Annotated in this window: 13 protein-coding genes; 8 read left to right on the forward strand and 5 right to left on the reverse strand. The window is 34.9% G+C overall.

Annotation, left to right across the window (positions count from 1 at the left end; genetic code table 11):
* Positions 1 to 242 precede the first annotated feature (242 nt).
* Positions 243 to 2,270 carry a M3 family metallopeptidase gene (locus EKM03_RS02790; protein ID WP_126739841.1) on the reverse strand — a complete coding sequence of 676 codons (2,028 nt, stop codon included), beginning with the start codon at positions 2,268 to 2,270 and terminating at the stop codon, positions 243 to 245.
* 190 nt (positions 2,271 to 2,460) lie between these two features.
* Between EKM03_RS02790 and EKM03_RS02795 the strand changes: the two genes are divergently transcribed.
* On the forward strand, positions 2,461 to 3,168 hold the full coding sequence (locus EKM03_RS02795) for a hypothetical protein (protein ID WP_231507387.1): 708 nt from the start codon (positions 2,461 to 2,463) through the stop codon (positions 3,166 to 3,168).
* Positions 3,169 to 3,218: 50 nt separating this feature from the next.
* On the opposite strand, the gene purE is transcribed toward EKM03_RS02795, so the two are convergent.
* Positions 3,219 to 3,701 (reverse strand): 5-(carboxyamino)imidazole ribonucleotide mutase, encoded by a 483-nt coding sequence (gene purE, locus EKM03_RS02800; RefSeq protein WP_126458759.1) that lies wholly within the window; start codon positions 3,699 to 3,701, stop codon positions 3,219 to 3,221.
* 107 nt (positions 3,702 to 3,808) lie between these two features.
* Positions 3,809 to 4,960 (reverse strand): 5-(carboxyamino)imidazole ribonucleotide synthase, encoded by a 1,152-nt coding sequence (locus EKM03_RS02805; RefSeq protein ID WP_126739842.1) that lies wholly within the window; start codon positions 4,958 to 4,960, stop codon positions 3,809 to 3,811.
* Between the two features lie 216 nt (positions 4,961 to 5,176).
* Between EKM03_RS02805 and hpt the strand changes: the two genes are divergently transcribed.
* The 4 genes from hpt to obgE all read left to right on the forward strand — a co-directional run bounded on the left by hpt (position 5,177) and on the right by obgE (position 8,867).
* A complete protein-coding gene (gene hpt / locus EKM03_RS02810; RefSeq protein ID WP_126458767.1) occupies positions 5,177 to 5,707 on the forward strand; it encodes a hypoxanthine phosphoribosyltransferase in 531 nt (176 codons plus the stop codon).
* A gap of 13 nt (positions 5,708 to 5,720) precedes the next feature.
* Positions 5,721 to 6,293: an adenylate kinase gene (locus tag EKM03_RS02815; RefSeq protein ID WP_126458770.1), complete on the forward strand. Its 573-nt coding sequence runs from the start codon at positions 5,721 to 5,723 to the stop codon at positions 6,291 to 6,293.
* Between the two features lie 215 nt (positions 6,294 to 6,508).
* Positions 6,509 to 7,783: a hemolysin family protein gene (locus EKM03_RS02820; protein ID WP_126554578.1), complete on the forward strand. Its 1,275-nt coding sequence runs from the start codon at positions 6,509 to 6,511 to the stop codon at positions 7,781 to 7,783.
* Between the two features lie 82 nt (positions 7,784 to 7,865).
* Positions 7,866 to 8,867, forward strand: coding sequence for a GTPase ObgE (obgE, locus tag EKM03_RS02825; RefSeq protein ID WP_126451789.1), 1,002 nt, complete (start codon positions 7,866 to 7,868; stop codon positions 8,865 to 8,867).
* 65 nt (positions 8,868 to 8,932) lie between these two features.
* Here the strand turns inward: obgE and EKM03_RS02830 are convergent, their stop codons facing one another.
* Positions 8,933 to 9,925: a glycosyltransferase family protein gene (locus EKM03_RS02830; protein ID WP_126739843.1), complete on the reverse strand. Its 993-nt coding sequence runs from the start codon at positions 9,923 to 9,925 to the stop codon at positions 8,933 to 8,935.
* Positions 9,926 to 10,005: 80 nt separating this feature from the next.
* Positions 10,006 to 10,821 (reverse strand): UDP-2,3-diacylglucosamine diphosphatase, encoded by an 816-nt coding sequence (locus tag EKM03_RS02835; protein WP_126458781.1) that lies wholly within the window; start codon positions 10,819 to 10,821, stop codon positions 10,006 to 10,008.
* Positions 10,822 to 10,964: 143 nt separating this feature from the next.
* Here EKM03_RS02835 and EKM03_RS02840 point away from each other — a divergent pair, with 143 nt between their 5' ends.
* The 3 genes from EKM03_RS02840 to EKM03_RS02850 are packed head-to-tail and all read left to right on the forward strand — an operon-like array spanning position 10,965 to position 13,532.
* Entirely contained in the window at positions 10,965 to 11,672 is a 708-nt protein-coding gene (locus tag EKM03_RS02840; protein WP_126576596.1) for a lipopolysaccharide assembly protein LapB, read from the forward strand.
* A 37-nt stretch (positions 11,673 to 11,709) separates the two neighbouring features.
* Positions 11,710 to 13,065 carry a UDP-N-acetylmuramate--L-alanine ligase gene (gene murC / locus EKM03_RS02845; protein WP_126739844.1) on the forward strand — a complete coding sequence of 452 codons (1,356 nt, stop codon included), beginning with the start codon at positions 11,710 to 11,712 and terminating at the stop codon, positions 13,063 to 13,065.
* A gap of 8 nt (positions 13,066 to 13,073) precedes the next feature.
* Complete coding sequence (locus EKM03_RS02850; protein WP_126739845.1) at positions 13,074 to 13,532, forward strand: GNAT family N-acetyltransferase; 459 nt, start codon at positions 13,074 to 13,076, stop codon at positions 13,530 to 13,532.

Raw genomic sequence — 13,532 nt, forward strand, 5'->3', positions numbered from 1 at the left:
TTTTCGAACAAGAAACCAATAAAACTAACATAACATTTGCCGTTCCATCAATCGATTTCTGTTCCTTTTGGGACATATTTCTCTAGAATTTCCGGATTGACCATATAATTAATTCAGGGCTAAATTATTCCACTCGGCTTATAAGAAACTCATTTTTTTGTTGGTTTTAATTTTTTGTAGGTATGTGAAATACTATTGAAAAAACCCGAAGCCTGTTACTTCAGGTTTTCAATAAGTTTTTTCTAAACCAATCCTGCTCTTCGTAACAAAGCTTCCGGTTTTGGTTCCTGTCCTCTGAAGCGTTTGTACAAAATCATAGGGTGTTCTGTTCCGCCTTTTGAAAGTATGTTTTCTTTGAATTTGGTGGCCACTTCTTTATTAAAAATACCTTTTTCTTGGAAATATTCAAAAGCATCAGCATCCAGCACTTCGGCCCATTTATAACTGTAATAACCCGAGGAATACCCGCCTTGAAATATGTGTGAAAAAGAAGTGCTCATCGCATTTTCTTTTACTTCAGGATACAATTGTGTGGCTGCAAATTGTTCGGTTTCAAAAGATTTGATGTCTTTGATGTTAGATGGATCTTGTGCATGCCAGCCCATATCTAATAACCCAAAACTCAATTGGCGCATCGTTGCCATTCCTTCCTGGAAACTGGCACTTTCCTTAATTTTATGGACTAATTCCATCGGAATCATTTCGCCGGTTTCATAATGATAGGCAAACAACGCCAAGGCCTCCGGTTCGTAACACCAGTTTTCCAGAATCTGACTTGGTAATTCCACAAAATCCCAATATACTGAAGTACCGGACAAACTTGGATATGTCGTGTTGGCTAACATTCCGTGCAACGCGTGACCAAATTCATGAAATAAAGTTGTTACCTCGTTAAAAGTTAATAAGGATGGTTTTGTTTCGGTAGGTTTCGTGAAATTACAAACAATAGAAATATGAGGTCTTTCGTTAATTTCTTTTTTAACATATTGCGATTTAAAAGAAGTCATCCAAGCTCCGTTTCGTTTGCCTTTTCTTGGAAAGAAATCAGCATAAAACACCGCAACTAATTGATCGTCTTCATCTTTTACTGCGTATGTTGTTACTTCTTCATGGTATTTATCTACTTCGTAAACTTCTTCAAAAGTAATTCCGTATAATTTTTGCGCTACTGCAAAAGCACCGTTCAAAACTTTTTCTAATTGAAAATACGGTTTTAAAATTTCATCATCCAAATTGAATAATTGCTGCTTCAATTTCTCCGAATAATACGCACCATCCCATTTTTGAAGTTGCTCGATTCCGTGAAGCTCTTTTGCAAAAGCGGTCAATTGTGCAAATTCTTTCAAAGCTGCCGGTTTGGCTTTTTCTAATAAATCATTCGAGAAGGTTTTTACTTTCTCCGGACTTTCGGCCATTCTTTCTTCAAGTACAAAATGAGCGTGCGTAGCATAACCTAAAACTTGCGCTCTGTCAAAACGCAATTTGGCAATTTTTAGTACAATTTCCTGATTGTCAAATTCGTTATTTTGAAAACCTTTGGCACCAAAAGCGATTGCCATTTCCATGCGTAATTCCCGATTGTCAGCATAGGTCACAAACGGAACATAACTAGGATAGTCCAATGTGAAAATCCATCCTTCTTTTTCTTGGCTTTTAGCCAATGAACGAGCGGCTTCGATAGTTCCCTCTGGCAAACCGGCTAAATCTGTTTTGTTAGTAATATGCAGTTGATAGGCCTGTGTTTCGGTCAAAACATTTTCGCCAAACTGCAAGCTCAATTTTGATAATTCTTTATCAATTTCTCGCAATTGATTCTTTTTATCTTCCGGTAAATTCGCTCCATTTCTGGAAAAGCTTTTGTATTTTTTGTCTAAAAGCGTGGTTTGCTCCGGATTGAGATTCAGTTTTTCTCGTTGCTCATACACTGTTTTTACTCGTGCGAATAAATCCGGATTAAGACGCACATCGTTGCCAAACTCAGAGAGCAGAGGCGAAACTTCCTGAGCGATTTTTTGAATTTCGTCATTGGTTTCGGCTGAATTCAAGTTGAAAAAGATGCTTGAGATTCGGTCCAAAACATCGCCGCTGAACGCTAATGCTTCAATCGTGTTTTCGAAAGTGGGTTTTATCGGATTTTGTACAATCGCATCGATTTCGGCTTTTGCCAATTCGATTCCTTTTTGAAAAGCAGGAAGGAAATCTTCATTTTTAATTTTCGAAAAAGGTGCAGTATTGTACTTTGTATTGAAAGGGTGTGTTAGGATGCTCATTTGTATTTTGTAATAAAAATAATTTGATGTTTAAAGAAATCAAAGGTACGGATTTAATAAAAAAAATGTGTTTGTCCAAGGAATTGATTTGGGCCAAAATAGCGGATTCAAAAGTGTTATTTAAATGTTATTTATTTCATTTGGCAGTAATAAAGCCTTAAATTGTAAAAAATGATTGGTTTTGTAAAAAATGAACCGAAAAAAATATAATAAACTAAAAGAAAAGATGAATTATCAAATTACAATAAATAGAGCGAATACTGTTGATGAGGTTGAAGAATATTGGACAAATGAGGATTATATAAAACTCTTGGGAAAGTTTGATTATCCGGATGCTGCTGATGGGGATGCTGCCAGTTTAAGGGAATTATTGTTTATGGCAATAAGTGATTTCGAACCAAAAGATGCCGCTGCAATACTATTGGAATACAAATTATCAGAAGATTTGAATGAAGGTCAAATTCAGCAAATTTCAAACGATATGCTTTTAGATAAAGTATGTGAAGAATATCCTGAAATTGGATTGCATTCAACATTGTTTCATATCAATCAATTGCTTTTCAAAGCTTACAACGGTACTTTTCCTAATGCAAAAGCGACGATTGTTGAATGCAGTTTGGTCCCGGTCGAAGGTGAAAATGAAAGCGAATTGACTAAAGAAAATATTCTGAAATTATTAAACAACGGTTTATCGGGCAGTAATTTGATCAAAAGATTGTTCGATCTGCCAATGACTGAAAACGTCCCTTTTTCGGAAGCGGAAGATATTTTATGGGATGTTAAGACCACGGATAATGTGAATTATACGATTACAACTTCTGAATACTGGTTAAGCAGAGAGGACATTATTGCATCAGAATTTGAAGGAGTTCTTGAAATTGTTGTTGATGCAGAATAAATTATTTCACTATTTGAATTCATAAAAAAAGCTCCGTAATGGAGCTTTTTTTATTTTTGGAGGCTTTGGGAAGCGATATTGACGGCTTCTTTCAATCCGGTTTTGTACTTAATTACTTTCTCTAGGACACTTTTGTTGTGACTTCCTATGATTTGAGCGGCAAGAATACCTGCGTTCTTGGCGCCATTTAAGGCTACGGTTGCTACGGGAACGCCACCTGGCATTTGCAGAATGGATAAAACGCTGTCCCAGCCATCGATTGAATTACTGGATTTTATAGGAACGCCAATTACGGGAAGTGGCGACATTGAAGCGACCATTCCGGGTAAATGTGCCGCGCCACCAGCACCGGCAATAACCACAGAAATACCGCGAGTATGTGCGTTCATGCTAAAATCAAATAATTTTTCAGGCGTTCGGTGTGCCGAAACGATATCGACTTCAATTTCGATTTCAAATGCTTTTAGGATATCTATGGCTTCTTGCATGATCGGCATATCTGAGATGCTTCCCATTATTACGGCTACTTTCATTGTTTCTTATTTAAAGATTTAAAGATTTAAGCATTTAAAGATTTTTGAGAAATTCAATTTAATTAATTTTTTTAATTTTTCAATCTTTAATTTTTTCAATCTTTTAATTAACTTATCACTCTAATCGTATTCTTTACATCCTCAGCAATTCTTCGGGCTTCGTTGATGTCTTCATTTACGATGGTTACGTGTCCCATTTTTCTAAAGGGACGTGTTTGTTTTTTTCCGTAAATATGTGGCGTAACACCATTCCATCCCAGTATTTTTTCGATGTTTTCGTAGACTACATCTCCTGAAAAACCTTCTTCGCCCACTAGATTTACCATGATTCCGGCTACTTTACTGTCTGTATTCCCTAAAGGCAAATCTAGAATGGCACGCAAATGATTTTCAAATTGCGAGGTATAACTGGCTTCAATCGAGTAATGACCTGAATTGTGCGGGCGTGGAGCCACTTCGTTCACAAGGATTTGATCGTCTTCGGTTTGAAACATTTCTACGGCTAATAATCCCACATGATTGAATTTTTTAGAAACATTCAATGCGATAGCTCTTGCTTTTTCGGCTACTGTATCATCAATTCGAGCTGGGCAAATCACATATTCTACTTGGTTGGCTTGGGGATGAAATTCCATTTCTACCACAGGATACGTTTTTATTTCACCGGAAGGATTGCGACAAACGATGACAGCTAATTCTTTTTTGAACGGAATCATTTCTTCGGCAATGCATTCTACATTGGCTAAATTATCCAAATCCGAAATGTGTCGAATCACTTTTACGCCATTTCCATCATAACCAAATTCCGTACATTTCCATACAAACGGTAGTTTTGTTTTCGAATCCAGAATATCAACAACGAGACTTTTTAAATTGTGAAATCGTTTGTAATTTGCGGTTGGGATGGCATGTTGAATGTAAAAATCTTTCTGAATTCCTTTGTTTTGAATGAGTTTCAACGTTTTTGGCGAAGGAAATACCTTTAACCCTTCTTCTTCTAGTTTTACCAAAGCTTCCAGATTGACTAATTCGATTTCAAAAGTCAAAACACTTACTTTTTTACCAAAGTTATATACGGTTTCAAAATCCATTAAATCCCCTTTGAAGAATTGGTCACAAGCTATTTTGCAAGGTGCTTCATCACTTGGATCCAAAACATAGGTTTGTATGTCGAACTTTCGGGTGTCAAACAATAGCATTTTGCCCAGTTGTCCGCCACCGAGAATTCCTAATTTGAAATCAGAAGAAAAATAATTCATGGTGTAATTGTATGTTTGAGCAAAGATACTTTATAATGATGGAATCCGAAAACACAATTTTATTTTCTTCGGAATTTTTATTATAACTTTTGTTGCTTTCAATACATTTTGAGGTCCTTTTATGTGAAATTTACTTAAAATTACAAATTAATTCTCATTTATCAATTCACAAATCCGAATTCTGTATCTTTGCACATTATTTTAAAAACGAAAATAATGATACAACTTCACGACAAACAATTTGTTCCGTTTATTTCTGCTAAAGAAATTGATTTTGCCATTGCTAAAATGGTGGCGCAAATAGAAGATGATTTCGCTGATGAAATACCAGTTTTTGTAGGTGTATTAAACGGAGCTTTTATGGTCGTTTCTGATTTTATGAAACAGTATAAAAAACCATGTGAAGTATCTTTTATAAAAATGGCTTCTTATGAAGGAACTTCTACCACAAATGAGGTAAAACAATTAATCGGATTAAATCAGGATTTGACTGGACGTAGCGTTATCATACTAGAGGATATTGTAGATACCGGAAATACTTTAGTGGAACTCAAAGAATTATTCAAAAAACAAAATGTAAAGCATTTCAAAATAGCGACACTTTTCTTCAAACCAGAGGCATACACAAAAGATATCAAAATAGATTATATTGGGATTCGAATCCCAAATAAATTTATTGTAGGTTTTGGTTTGGATTATGATGGTTTAGGAAGAAATTTATCCGAAGTATATAAACTAAAAGAATAATTACCAACACATTATGACTAACATTGTTTTATTTGGAAAACCAGGAGCAGGAAAAGGAACTCAAGCAGAATTTTTGAAAGACAAGTACAAATTAACGCATATTTCCACGGGCGACGTATTTCGTTTTAATTTAAAAAACGACACAGAATTAGGCAAACAAGCAAGAGTTTATATGGATGCAGGGGATTTAGTACCGGATGAATTGACGACAAAAATGTTGATTGATGAGGTAAATAAACATCCAGACACAAACGGAATTTTATTTGACGGATATCCAAGAACACTATCACAAGCCAAAGATTTAGATGCATTTCTTGTTTCAATTAGTTCGACTGTTGCCGCAACAATTGCACTCGAAGCTGATGACGAAATCCTGGTACAACGATTGTTAGAAAGAGGAAAAACAAGTGGCAGAATTGACGATCAAGACGAAGAAAAGATCAGAAATCGCTACCAGGAATACAACGAAAAAACAGTGCCATTAATGGATTATTATCAGGGACAAGGGAAATTTCACGCAGTAAACGGAATTGGTACCATTGCAGAAATTACCCAAAGAGTAAGTAACGTTATTGATCATTTATAGGAGCAGTTCCAGTGGTACGTTGTAAGTCCTCGAAATTTTTTTTTCTAAGTCCTAAAAAGGAGCTTCCTTAGGTCGCTCTTTTTTGACAAGAAAAAGGTTTTTTTTGCGGGATTTTCACTGTTATCTGGGCCATAAAATTGAGGTTACAAACAACCGATTTCAAAACAAAAAATGGAGGAATCACATTTTAATACACAAACGAATCAACTAAGAAATTGGAAATACTAATAATATTTTTTCTAATACTGCTTAATGGAATTTTTTCCATGTCAGAAATCGCATTGATTTCGGCACGTAAAAATAGATTAGAAACTTCTGCAAAAAAAGGGAATAAAAATGCTCAAATTGCATTGGAATTAGCCAATTCTCCAAACAAATTTTTATCAACCGTACAAATAGGAATTACCTTGATAGGGATTCTAACCGGTATTTATAGTGGGGATAAAATCACATTTGACGTCGAAACTTACATCAATAATTTTGAGATACTCAAACCGTATGCCCATTCTGTTTCTGTTGGGATTGTTGTAGTGGTTTTAACTTTTTTTTCTATGGTTTTAGGAGAATTACTGCCAAAAAGAATTGGTTTAAATCATCCGGAAAGCATTGCAAAAACAGTGGCATTACCCATGAAAATTATTTCGGTAATTATGGCTCCATTCATTTGGATGTTGACGCATTCAACGGAATTTTTGTTGAGTATTTTACAAATAAAACCAACAGCTGACGGCAAAGTTACAGAAGAAGAAATTAGAGCGATTATCAAAGAAGGAACTGAAGGAGGCGAAGTTCAGGAAATAGAGCAAGATATTGTGGAACGCGTTTTTCATATTGGTGATCGGAAAATAAATTCTTTGATGACACATAGAAAATCAGTAGTTTTTCTACCTTTTCATGCAGATAAAGAACAGGTTAGAGAGTTTATGCTTAAAGAGTTGCATTCTATTTATCCTGTTTACGGTGAGAATTATGATGATATTGTAGGGGTTGTTAACCTAAAAAATATTTTTGCCCATTTTGAGAACCAAAATTTCAATTTGGCTGATATTATGACCGAAGCTCCCTTTATGATGGAGCAAACCACGGCGTATGTAGCGTTAGAGAATTTTAAAAAAACCGGAATACATTACGCATTTGTATCTGATGAATATGGTGTTTTTCAGGGTGTTATTACACTGAATGATATTCTGGAAGCGCTGGTTGGTGATGCTTCGGATTTTTATAAAGATGATTTTCAGTTAATTGAAAGAGAAGATGGAACATGGCTGGTTGACGGACATTATTCGTTGCACGATTTCTTGACGTACTTTGAGTTAGATGAACTAATCAATGATTATGAAGTTACTACGGTGAGTGGATTAATAATGACGGAACTATCTCATATACCCAAACAAGGAGAGAAATTAATCTGGCAAAAATTTGAGTTAGAAGTTATCGATATGGATGGCGTCAAGATTGATAAAGTGATGGTGAAAGCCTTAAAGGGTTAAAATTTGGTTTAAAGTTTAATGTGTAAAGTTAGTGTGCCGCTAATCTTTAATCTTTAAACTATAAACTTTTAAACAAAAAAAAATGACTGAAGGGAATTTTGTAGATTATGTTAAAATATATGTTTCATCCGGAAAAGGAGGAAAAGGATCTACGCACTTGCACAGAGAAAAATTTATTGAAAAAGGAGGCCCTGACGGTGGTGATGGTGGTCGTGGTGGCCATGTATATTTGGTAGGAAATAAAGCACTTTGGACATTGTTTCACCTAAAGTTTGCCAGACATATCAAAGCCGGTAATGGTGGAGATGGAAGTGGAGACAGGAGTACCGGTGCAGATGGTGACGATAAATTTATCGAAGTGCCGCTGGGTACTGTTGTAAAGGATAAAGAAACGGGAGAAATATTATTTGAAATTACTGATGAGGGTGAAAAACAAATTCTTTCTCGCGGTGGGAAAGGTGGTTTAGGTAACTGGCATTTTAGAAGCTCGACAAATCAAACCCCCAGATATTCTCAACCGGGATTGCCTGGAGCAGAGATGGATGTTATTTTAGAATTAAAAGTGCTGGCTGATGTAGGTTTGGTAGGTTTTCCTAATGCAGGAAAATCAACATTATTGTCAGTTTTGACTTCTGCAAAACCAAAAATTGCCGATTATCCGTTTACTACCTTGAAACCAAATCTTGGTATTGTAGCCTACAGAGATTTTCAATCTTTTGTAATTGCAGATATTCCCGGAATTATTGAAGGAGCAGCCGAAGGAAAAGGTCTTGGACATTATTTCTTGCGCCATATTGAACGGAATTCAACTTTATTGTTCTTAGTTCCAGTGGATACTCCGGATATCAAAGCGGAATATGATATTTTGGTAAATGAATTGACAAAATACAATCCCGAAATGCTTGACAAAGAGCGTTTGCTGGTGATTTCTAAATGCGATATGCTTGATGATGAGTTAAAGGCAGAGCTAAAAGTAGAGTTAGACGTTGCTTTCAAAGATGTTCCTTATATGTTTATTTCTTCTGTGGCTCAACAAGGTTTGACAGAATTAAAAGACAAGTTGTGGAAAATGTTGAACGACTAATTTTCATAAATTTCACAAAAAAGGTGTTCTTTTAGAACACCTTTTTTGTTGCCATAATTTAAGAATTAGTTACTGTTGTAGGTGTCAAATAAGAACTGTAATGTGTCAGGGACTGTATTAGCTAGTATATTAGGCGTAGGAGTATCCTTATTAAGCCAGTTTTCTATGATTAAATCAAAATTATCACCTACTTCATAAACTACTGGAACCCCCATTTTTTTTAGTGCTGCAGCATTACACTCCTGCTCATAATGATTTCGTATAGGAATGCTGAGTATTTTTTTTCTAAGATACAATGCTTCTGCGGGTGTTTCAAATCCACCACCGGTTATGACACCATGACAGTTGATTAAGCTTTGATTGAACTGTTTTTGATTTACAGGATAATACGTGATGTTGCCAATGGTATGTTTGAGTTTTACATCATTCAAAAACCAGTGAAAATTAATTTCGGAGCGTTTATTAAACGCTTTTTCTAAACAATCTTTTTGGAAAGACGGTAAATAAACCGTTATGTGTTTTAAGTCTTTTGGTTCGGCTTGTATGATTTCATCTTTAATAATTGGAGGGAGAATGAAAGAATCGTATTTCTCAAAATGCAGTCCAATATACTGTGGAGAAGGAGCATAATGTTTTAGAATTATTTCTCCCATAAGGCTTTTTTTTTCTGGTCTTGGTGTCAATTTTGACGCAAAACTAGCTTGATGTCCAAATTGTACCGAATGTACTTTCTGTAATTTACAAGCAAGAGAAGTAATTGAATCAAAATCATTTATTACAACATCATAATTTTTTAAAGGTAGAGAGCTTGCATCTTTGAACATCTGTATTGGCCTAATGTTTTTTGCAATATTCCAGTAGTTCAAGCCACCACATTTACTGTAGTGTAAGCTGCAACCGTCGCTTTTGTATTTTACTGGTAAATCAATTTTTAGGCTAGCATTATTTCCACTCATGAAGAAGTCTACAGGTCCAAATTTTTGTAAATAAGGATAAAGTTGCATGGCTCTACTGATATGACCGTTGCCAGTGGCTTGAATAGCATAAAATATTTTCATGTTTGTTATTTAGATTGGATTATAACTGATTTCTTTTAAATATGGATTTATTAGGATAAGATGATTTTTCCTCAGGGTTATTAAGATAAAATTTTGGTTACAATGTCATTTATAATTGCATCTTCTTTGTTCTCATGGTCTATATAGTCCGTTTTTTTATACTGGTAAATACTCCATTTTTCTTTTTTGTATTCCAATGCGGTAAGGTTTTCGACCCAATCACCGCTGTTTAAATACATAACCTTTCCATGTTCATTTTGTACTTCCCTCATTTGGGGTTTGTGAATGTGTCCGCAAACTACATAACTGTATTTTTTTTGAATAGCAATTTCGGCGGCTGTAGTTTCAAAATTTGACACAAAAGAGACGGCTTTTTTTACACTGTCCTTAATCATTTTAGAATAGCTTCTTTTTTCTTTTCCCAAAAGCACTAAAACCCAATTGATAAAACTATTTATCAAAATCAATAAATCATAGCCTTTTCCGCCAAGTTTAGCTAAAATTTTAGCATAACCTTTCGTAGAAGAATCGAAAACATCCCCGTGAAAAATCCAGGTTTTTTTTCCATCTAAGTCCAGGATCAATTTATCTGCCAATTCAAAATTCCCTAAAATAAAATCGGAATATTTCCTTAAAGCTTCATCATGATTTCCCGTAATATAAATAACTCGAGTTCCTTGATTCGACATTTTTATGATTTGTCGCAATACATTCATGTGTGAGGCAGGAAAATATCTTTTGCTAAAACTCCACATATCAATAATGTCTCCATTTAAAACCAACATTTTTGGCTGAATCGATTTTAAATATTGTAGTAATTCATTGGCCTGACAACCATATGTTCCTAAGTGTACATCGCTCAATACGACTAAAGGAATTTTTCTCTTTCTTTTCATAATTTGTTTTGACGAAATTAATTACTCTGTGTTATGATAATGTTTCGTATATATTATTATTACACGCTACACATATTGATTTGTTAACTTTTTTAAGATTAAAAAAGCTGTTTAATACTTTAAATTTTCCTTATTTTTGAAGCATGAAACATAGTATACTAGTTTTTTTATTGTTTCCTATTATGATTTGGTCACAATCCAATTTTGAAAAAGCGCAAAAACTCTTCAAAGAGGAAAAGTATGAGCAGGCACAAACAATATTTGAATCAATACTAAAAACGAATCCTTCAGATTTGAAGACGATAGAGTATTTGGGCGATATTGCCGGTTATTATAATTCATGGGAAAAAGCAATTACCTATTATAAAAAGCTAAAAACAGTAAAACCATCAGAAGCCAATTATTATTATAAATATGGTGGTGCGATGGGAATGAGAGCTAAAGAGAGCAGTAAATTTAAAGCGCTTGGGATGATTGCTGAAGTTAAAGCCTCCTTTGAAAAAGCCATCAATCTGAATCCAAAACATATAGAGGCGCGTTGGGCTTTAATAGAATTGTATATTCAATTGCCAGGTATTATTGGTGGGAGTGAAACTAAGGCAGTAAAATATTCTAATGAATTATTGCGGTTGTCGCCTGTTGATGGATATTTGTCAAGAGGTCATATTGAGGAATATTTCGAACGATATAAAGGTGCGGAACAGCAGTATAAAAAAGCAATTCTGGCTGGTGGTTCAAAAATAAGTTACCAAAAGCTGGTTAGCTTATATAATGATAAAATGAATGAAACTGAAAAGGCAAAATCTCTTTTAGAATCCTATAATAACAAAAAGGTTCAAAGTAGTTTTTAATTCACTTGGACTGTAAAACTCTAAATTAAAACAATTAATGCGTACACATTTTATAGCTGTCGGAGGTAGCGCCATGCACAATCTGGCTTTAGCATTACACAACAAAGGATATCAAGTTACGGGAAGTGACGACGCCATTTTTGAACCGTCAAAATCTAGATTAGACAAAAAAGGGATTTTACCGCCAGCATTAGGCTGGTTTCCTGAAAAAATAACATCAGCTATTGAAGCTGTAATTCTTGGGATGCATGCCAAAGCAGATAATCCTGAATTATTGAAAGCCCAGGAATTAGGACTCAAAATATATTCGTATCCGGAGTTTTTATACGAACAATCTAAAAATAAAACACGTGTGGTTATTGGTGGTTCTCATGGAAAAACAACTATAACTTCGATGATTTTGCATGTGATGCATTACCATGACATTGCTGTAGATTACATGGTTGGCGCTCAACTGGAAGGATTTGATACAATGGTGCATCTTACGGAAGAGAATGACTTTATCGTTTTAGAAGGAGATGAATATTTGTCCTCGCCGATAGACAGAAGACCAAAGTTCCATTTGTATCAGCCTAATATTGCTCTAATTTCAGGGATTGCTTGGGATCATATTAATGTTTTTCCAACTTACGAAAATTACGTGGAGCAGTTCGGAATTTTTATTGGCAAAATTACCAATGGTGGTATTCTAGTATACAATGAAGATGATGCTGAAGTAAAACGTGTTGCAGAAGCGGCTACAAATCCAATCCGAAAATTAGCCTATCATACCCCAAAATATACTGTTAATGAGGGTGTGACACTGCTGGAAACTCCGGAAGGCGACATGCCAATTGAAGTTTTTGGAGCACATAATCTTAATAATTTGGCTGGTGCCAAATGGATTTGCCAGAATATGGGTGTTGATGAAGCTGATTTTTATGAAGCCATTGCCAGTTTCAAAGGTGCATCAAAACGATTAGAAAAAATTGCGGAGAGTAAAACAAAAGTGGCCTATAAAGATTTTGCACATTCCCCAAGTAAAGTGGCGGCAACTACCAAAGCGGTAAAAGAACAATATCCAAATCGTACTTTAGTGGGTTGTTTAGAACTTCACACTTATAGTAGCTTGAATGCAGAATTCTTAAAAGAATACGAAGGCGCACTTGAATATGCTGATACAGCAGTAGTTTTCTATTCGCCCGATGCCGTAAAAATCAAACAATTGGAGGAAGTAACACACGAGCAAATTGCTACTGCTTTTAACAGAAAAGATTTAATTATTTATACCAATCCAAAAGATTTCGCGGATTATTTGTTTAATTTAAACCTTGAAAATTCGGCTTTGTTGTTGATGAGTTCCGGTAATTACGGCGGATTGAATTTTGATGAAGTAAAGGAATTGGTAAAGTAAATAATGCTATGAAAGATTCTATAAGAATTGCTAAGACTACAAGCGAAAATCCTGATTTTATGGCTCTTATTAGCGCTTTAGATAAAAGTTTATGGGAGCGTTATCCCGAATTAAAAACCGACTATTGGGGTAATAATATTTTGGAATTAAACCCAAATGTTATTGTTGTATATCTAAAAAACGAAGCTGTTGCTTGCGGTTGTTTTAAAAAATATGATAAAAATACAATTGAAATAAAACGTATGTTTGTTTCTCCTGAGGTGCGAGGAATGGGATTGGCTCAAACTATTTTACGAGAATTGGAACTTTGGGCGCAGTATTCTGGATCATCATTTTCTGTTTTGGAAACATTATACAAGCAAAAGGAAGCCATTGCTTTGTATCAAAAAGTAGGATATGTTATTGTTGATAATTATGAGCCTTATGTGGGTTTAGAAAATAGTATTTGCATGCGCAAACAAATTTAA

Origin of the sequence: Flavobacterium sp. GSP6 (assembly GCF_003984855.1) — a bacterium.
Taxonomy (GTDB): domain Bacteria; phylum Bacteroidota; class Bacteroidia; order Flavobacteriales; family Flavobacteriaceae; genus Flavobacterium.

What these genes read in the sequence shown, in the direction of transcription:
- EKM03_RS02790 (WP_126739841.1), bottom strand. Translation starts at nt 2,270, where the DNA reads ATGAGCATCCTAACACACCCTTTCAATACAAAGTACAATACTGCACCT.
- EKM03_RS02795 (WP_231507387.1), top strand. Translation starts at nt 2,461, where the DNA reads ATGAACCGAAAAAAATATAATAAACTAAAAGAAAAGATGAATTATCAA.
- purE (WP_126458759.1), bottom strand. Translation starts at nt 3,701, where the DNA reads ATGAAAGTAGCCGTAATAATGGGAAGCATCTCAGATATGCCGATCATG.
- EKM03_RS02805 (WP_126739842.1), bottom strand. Translation starts at nt 4,960, where the DNA reads ATGAATTATTTTTCTTCTGATTTCAAATTAGGAATTCTCGGTGGCGGA.
- hpt (WP_126458767.1), top strand. Translation starts at nt 5,177, where the DNA reads ATGATACAACTTCACGACAAACAATTTGTTCCGTTTATTTCTGCTAAA.
- EKM03_RS02815 (WP_126458770.1), top strand. Translation starts at nt 5,721, where the DNA reads ATGACTAACATTGTTTTATTTGGAAAACCAGGAGCAGGAAAAGGAACT.
- obgE (WP_126451789.1), top strand. Translation starts at nt 7,866, where the DNA reads ATGACTGAAGGGAATTTTGTAGATTATGTTAAAATATATGTTTCATCC.
- EKM03_RS02830 (WP_126739843.1), bottom strand. Translation starts at nt 9,925, where the DNA reads ATGAAAATATTTTATGCTATTCAAGCCACTGGCAACGGTCATATCAGT.
- EKM03_RS02835 (WP_126458781.1), bottom strand. Translation starts at nt 10,821, where the DNA reads ATGAAAAGAAAGAGAAAAATTCCTTTAGTCGTATTGAGCGATGTACAC.
- EKM03_RS02840 (WP_126576596.1), top strand. Translation starts at nt 10,965, where the DNA reads ATGAAACATAGTATACTAGTTTTTTTATTGTTTCCTATTATGATTTGG.
- murC (WP_126739844.1), top strand. Translation starts at nt 11,710, where the DNA reads ATGCGTACACATTTTATAGCTGTCGGAGGTAGCGCCATGCACAATCTG.
- EKM03_RS02850 (WP_126739845.1), top strand. Translation starts at nt 13,074, where the DNA reads ATGAAAGATTCTATAAGAATTGCTAAGACTACAAGCGAAAATCCTGAT.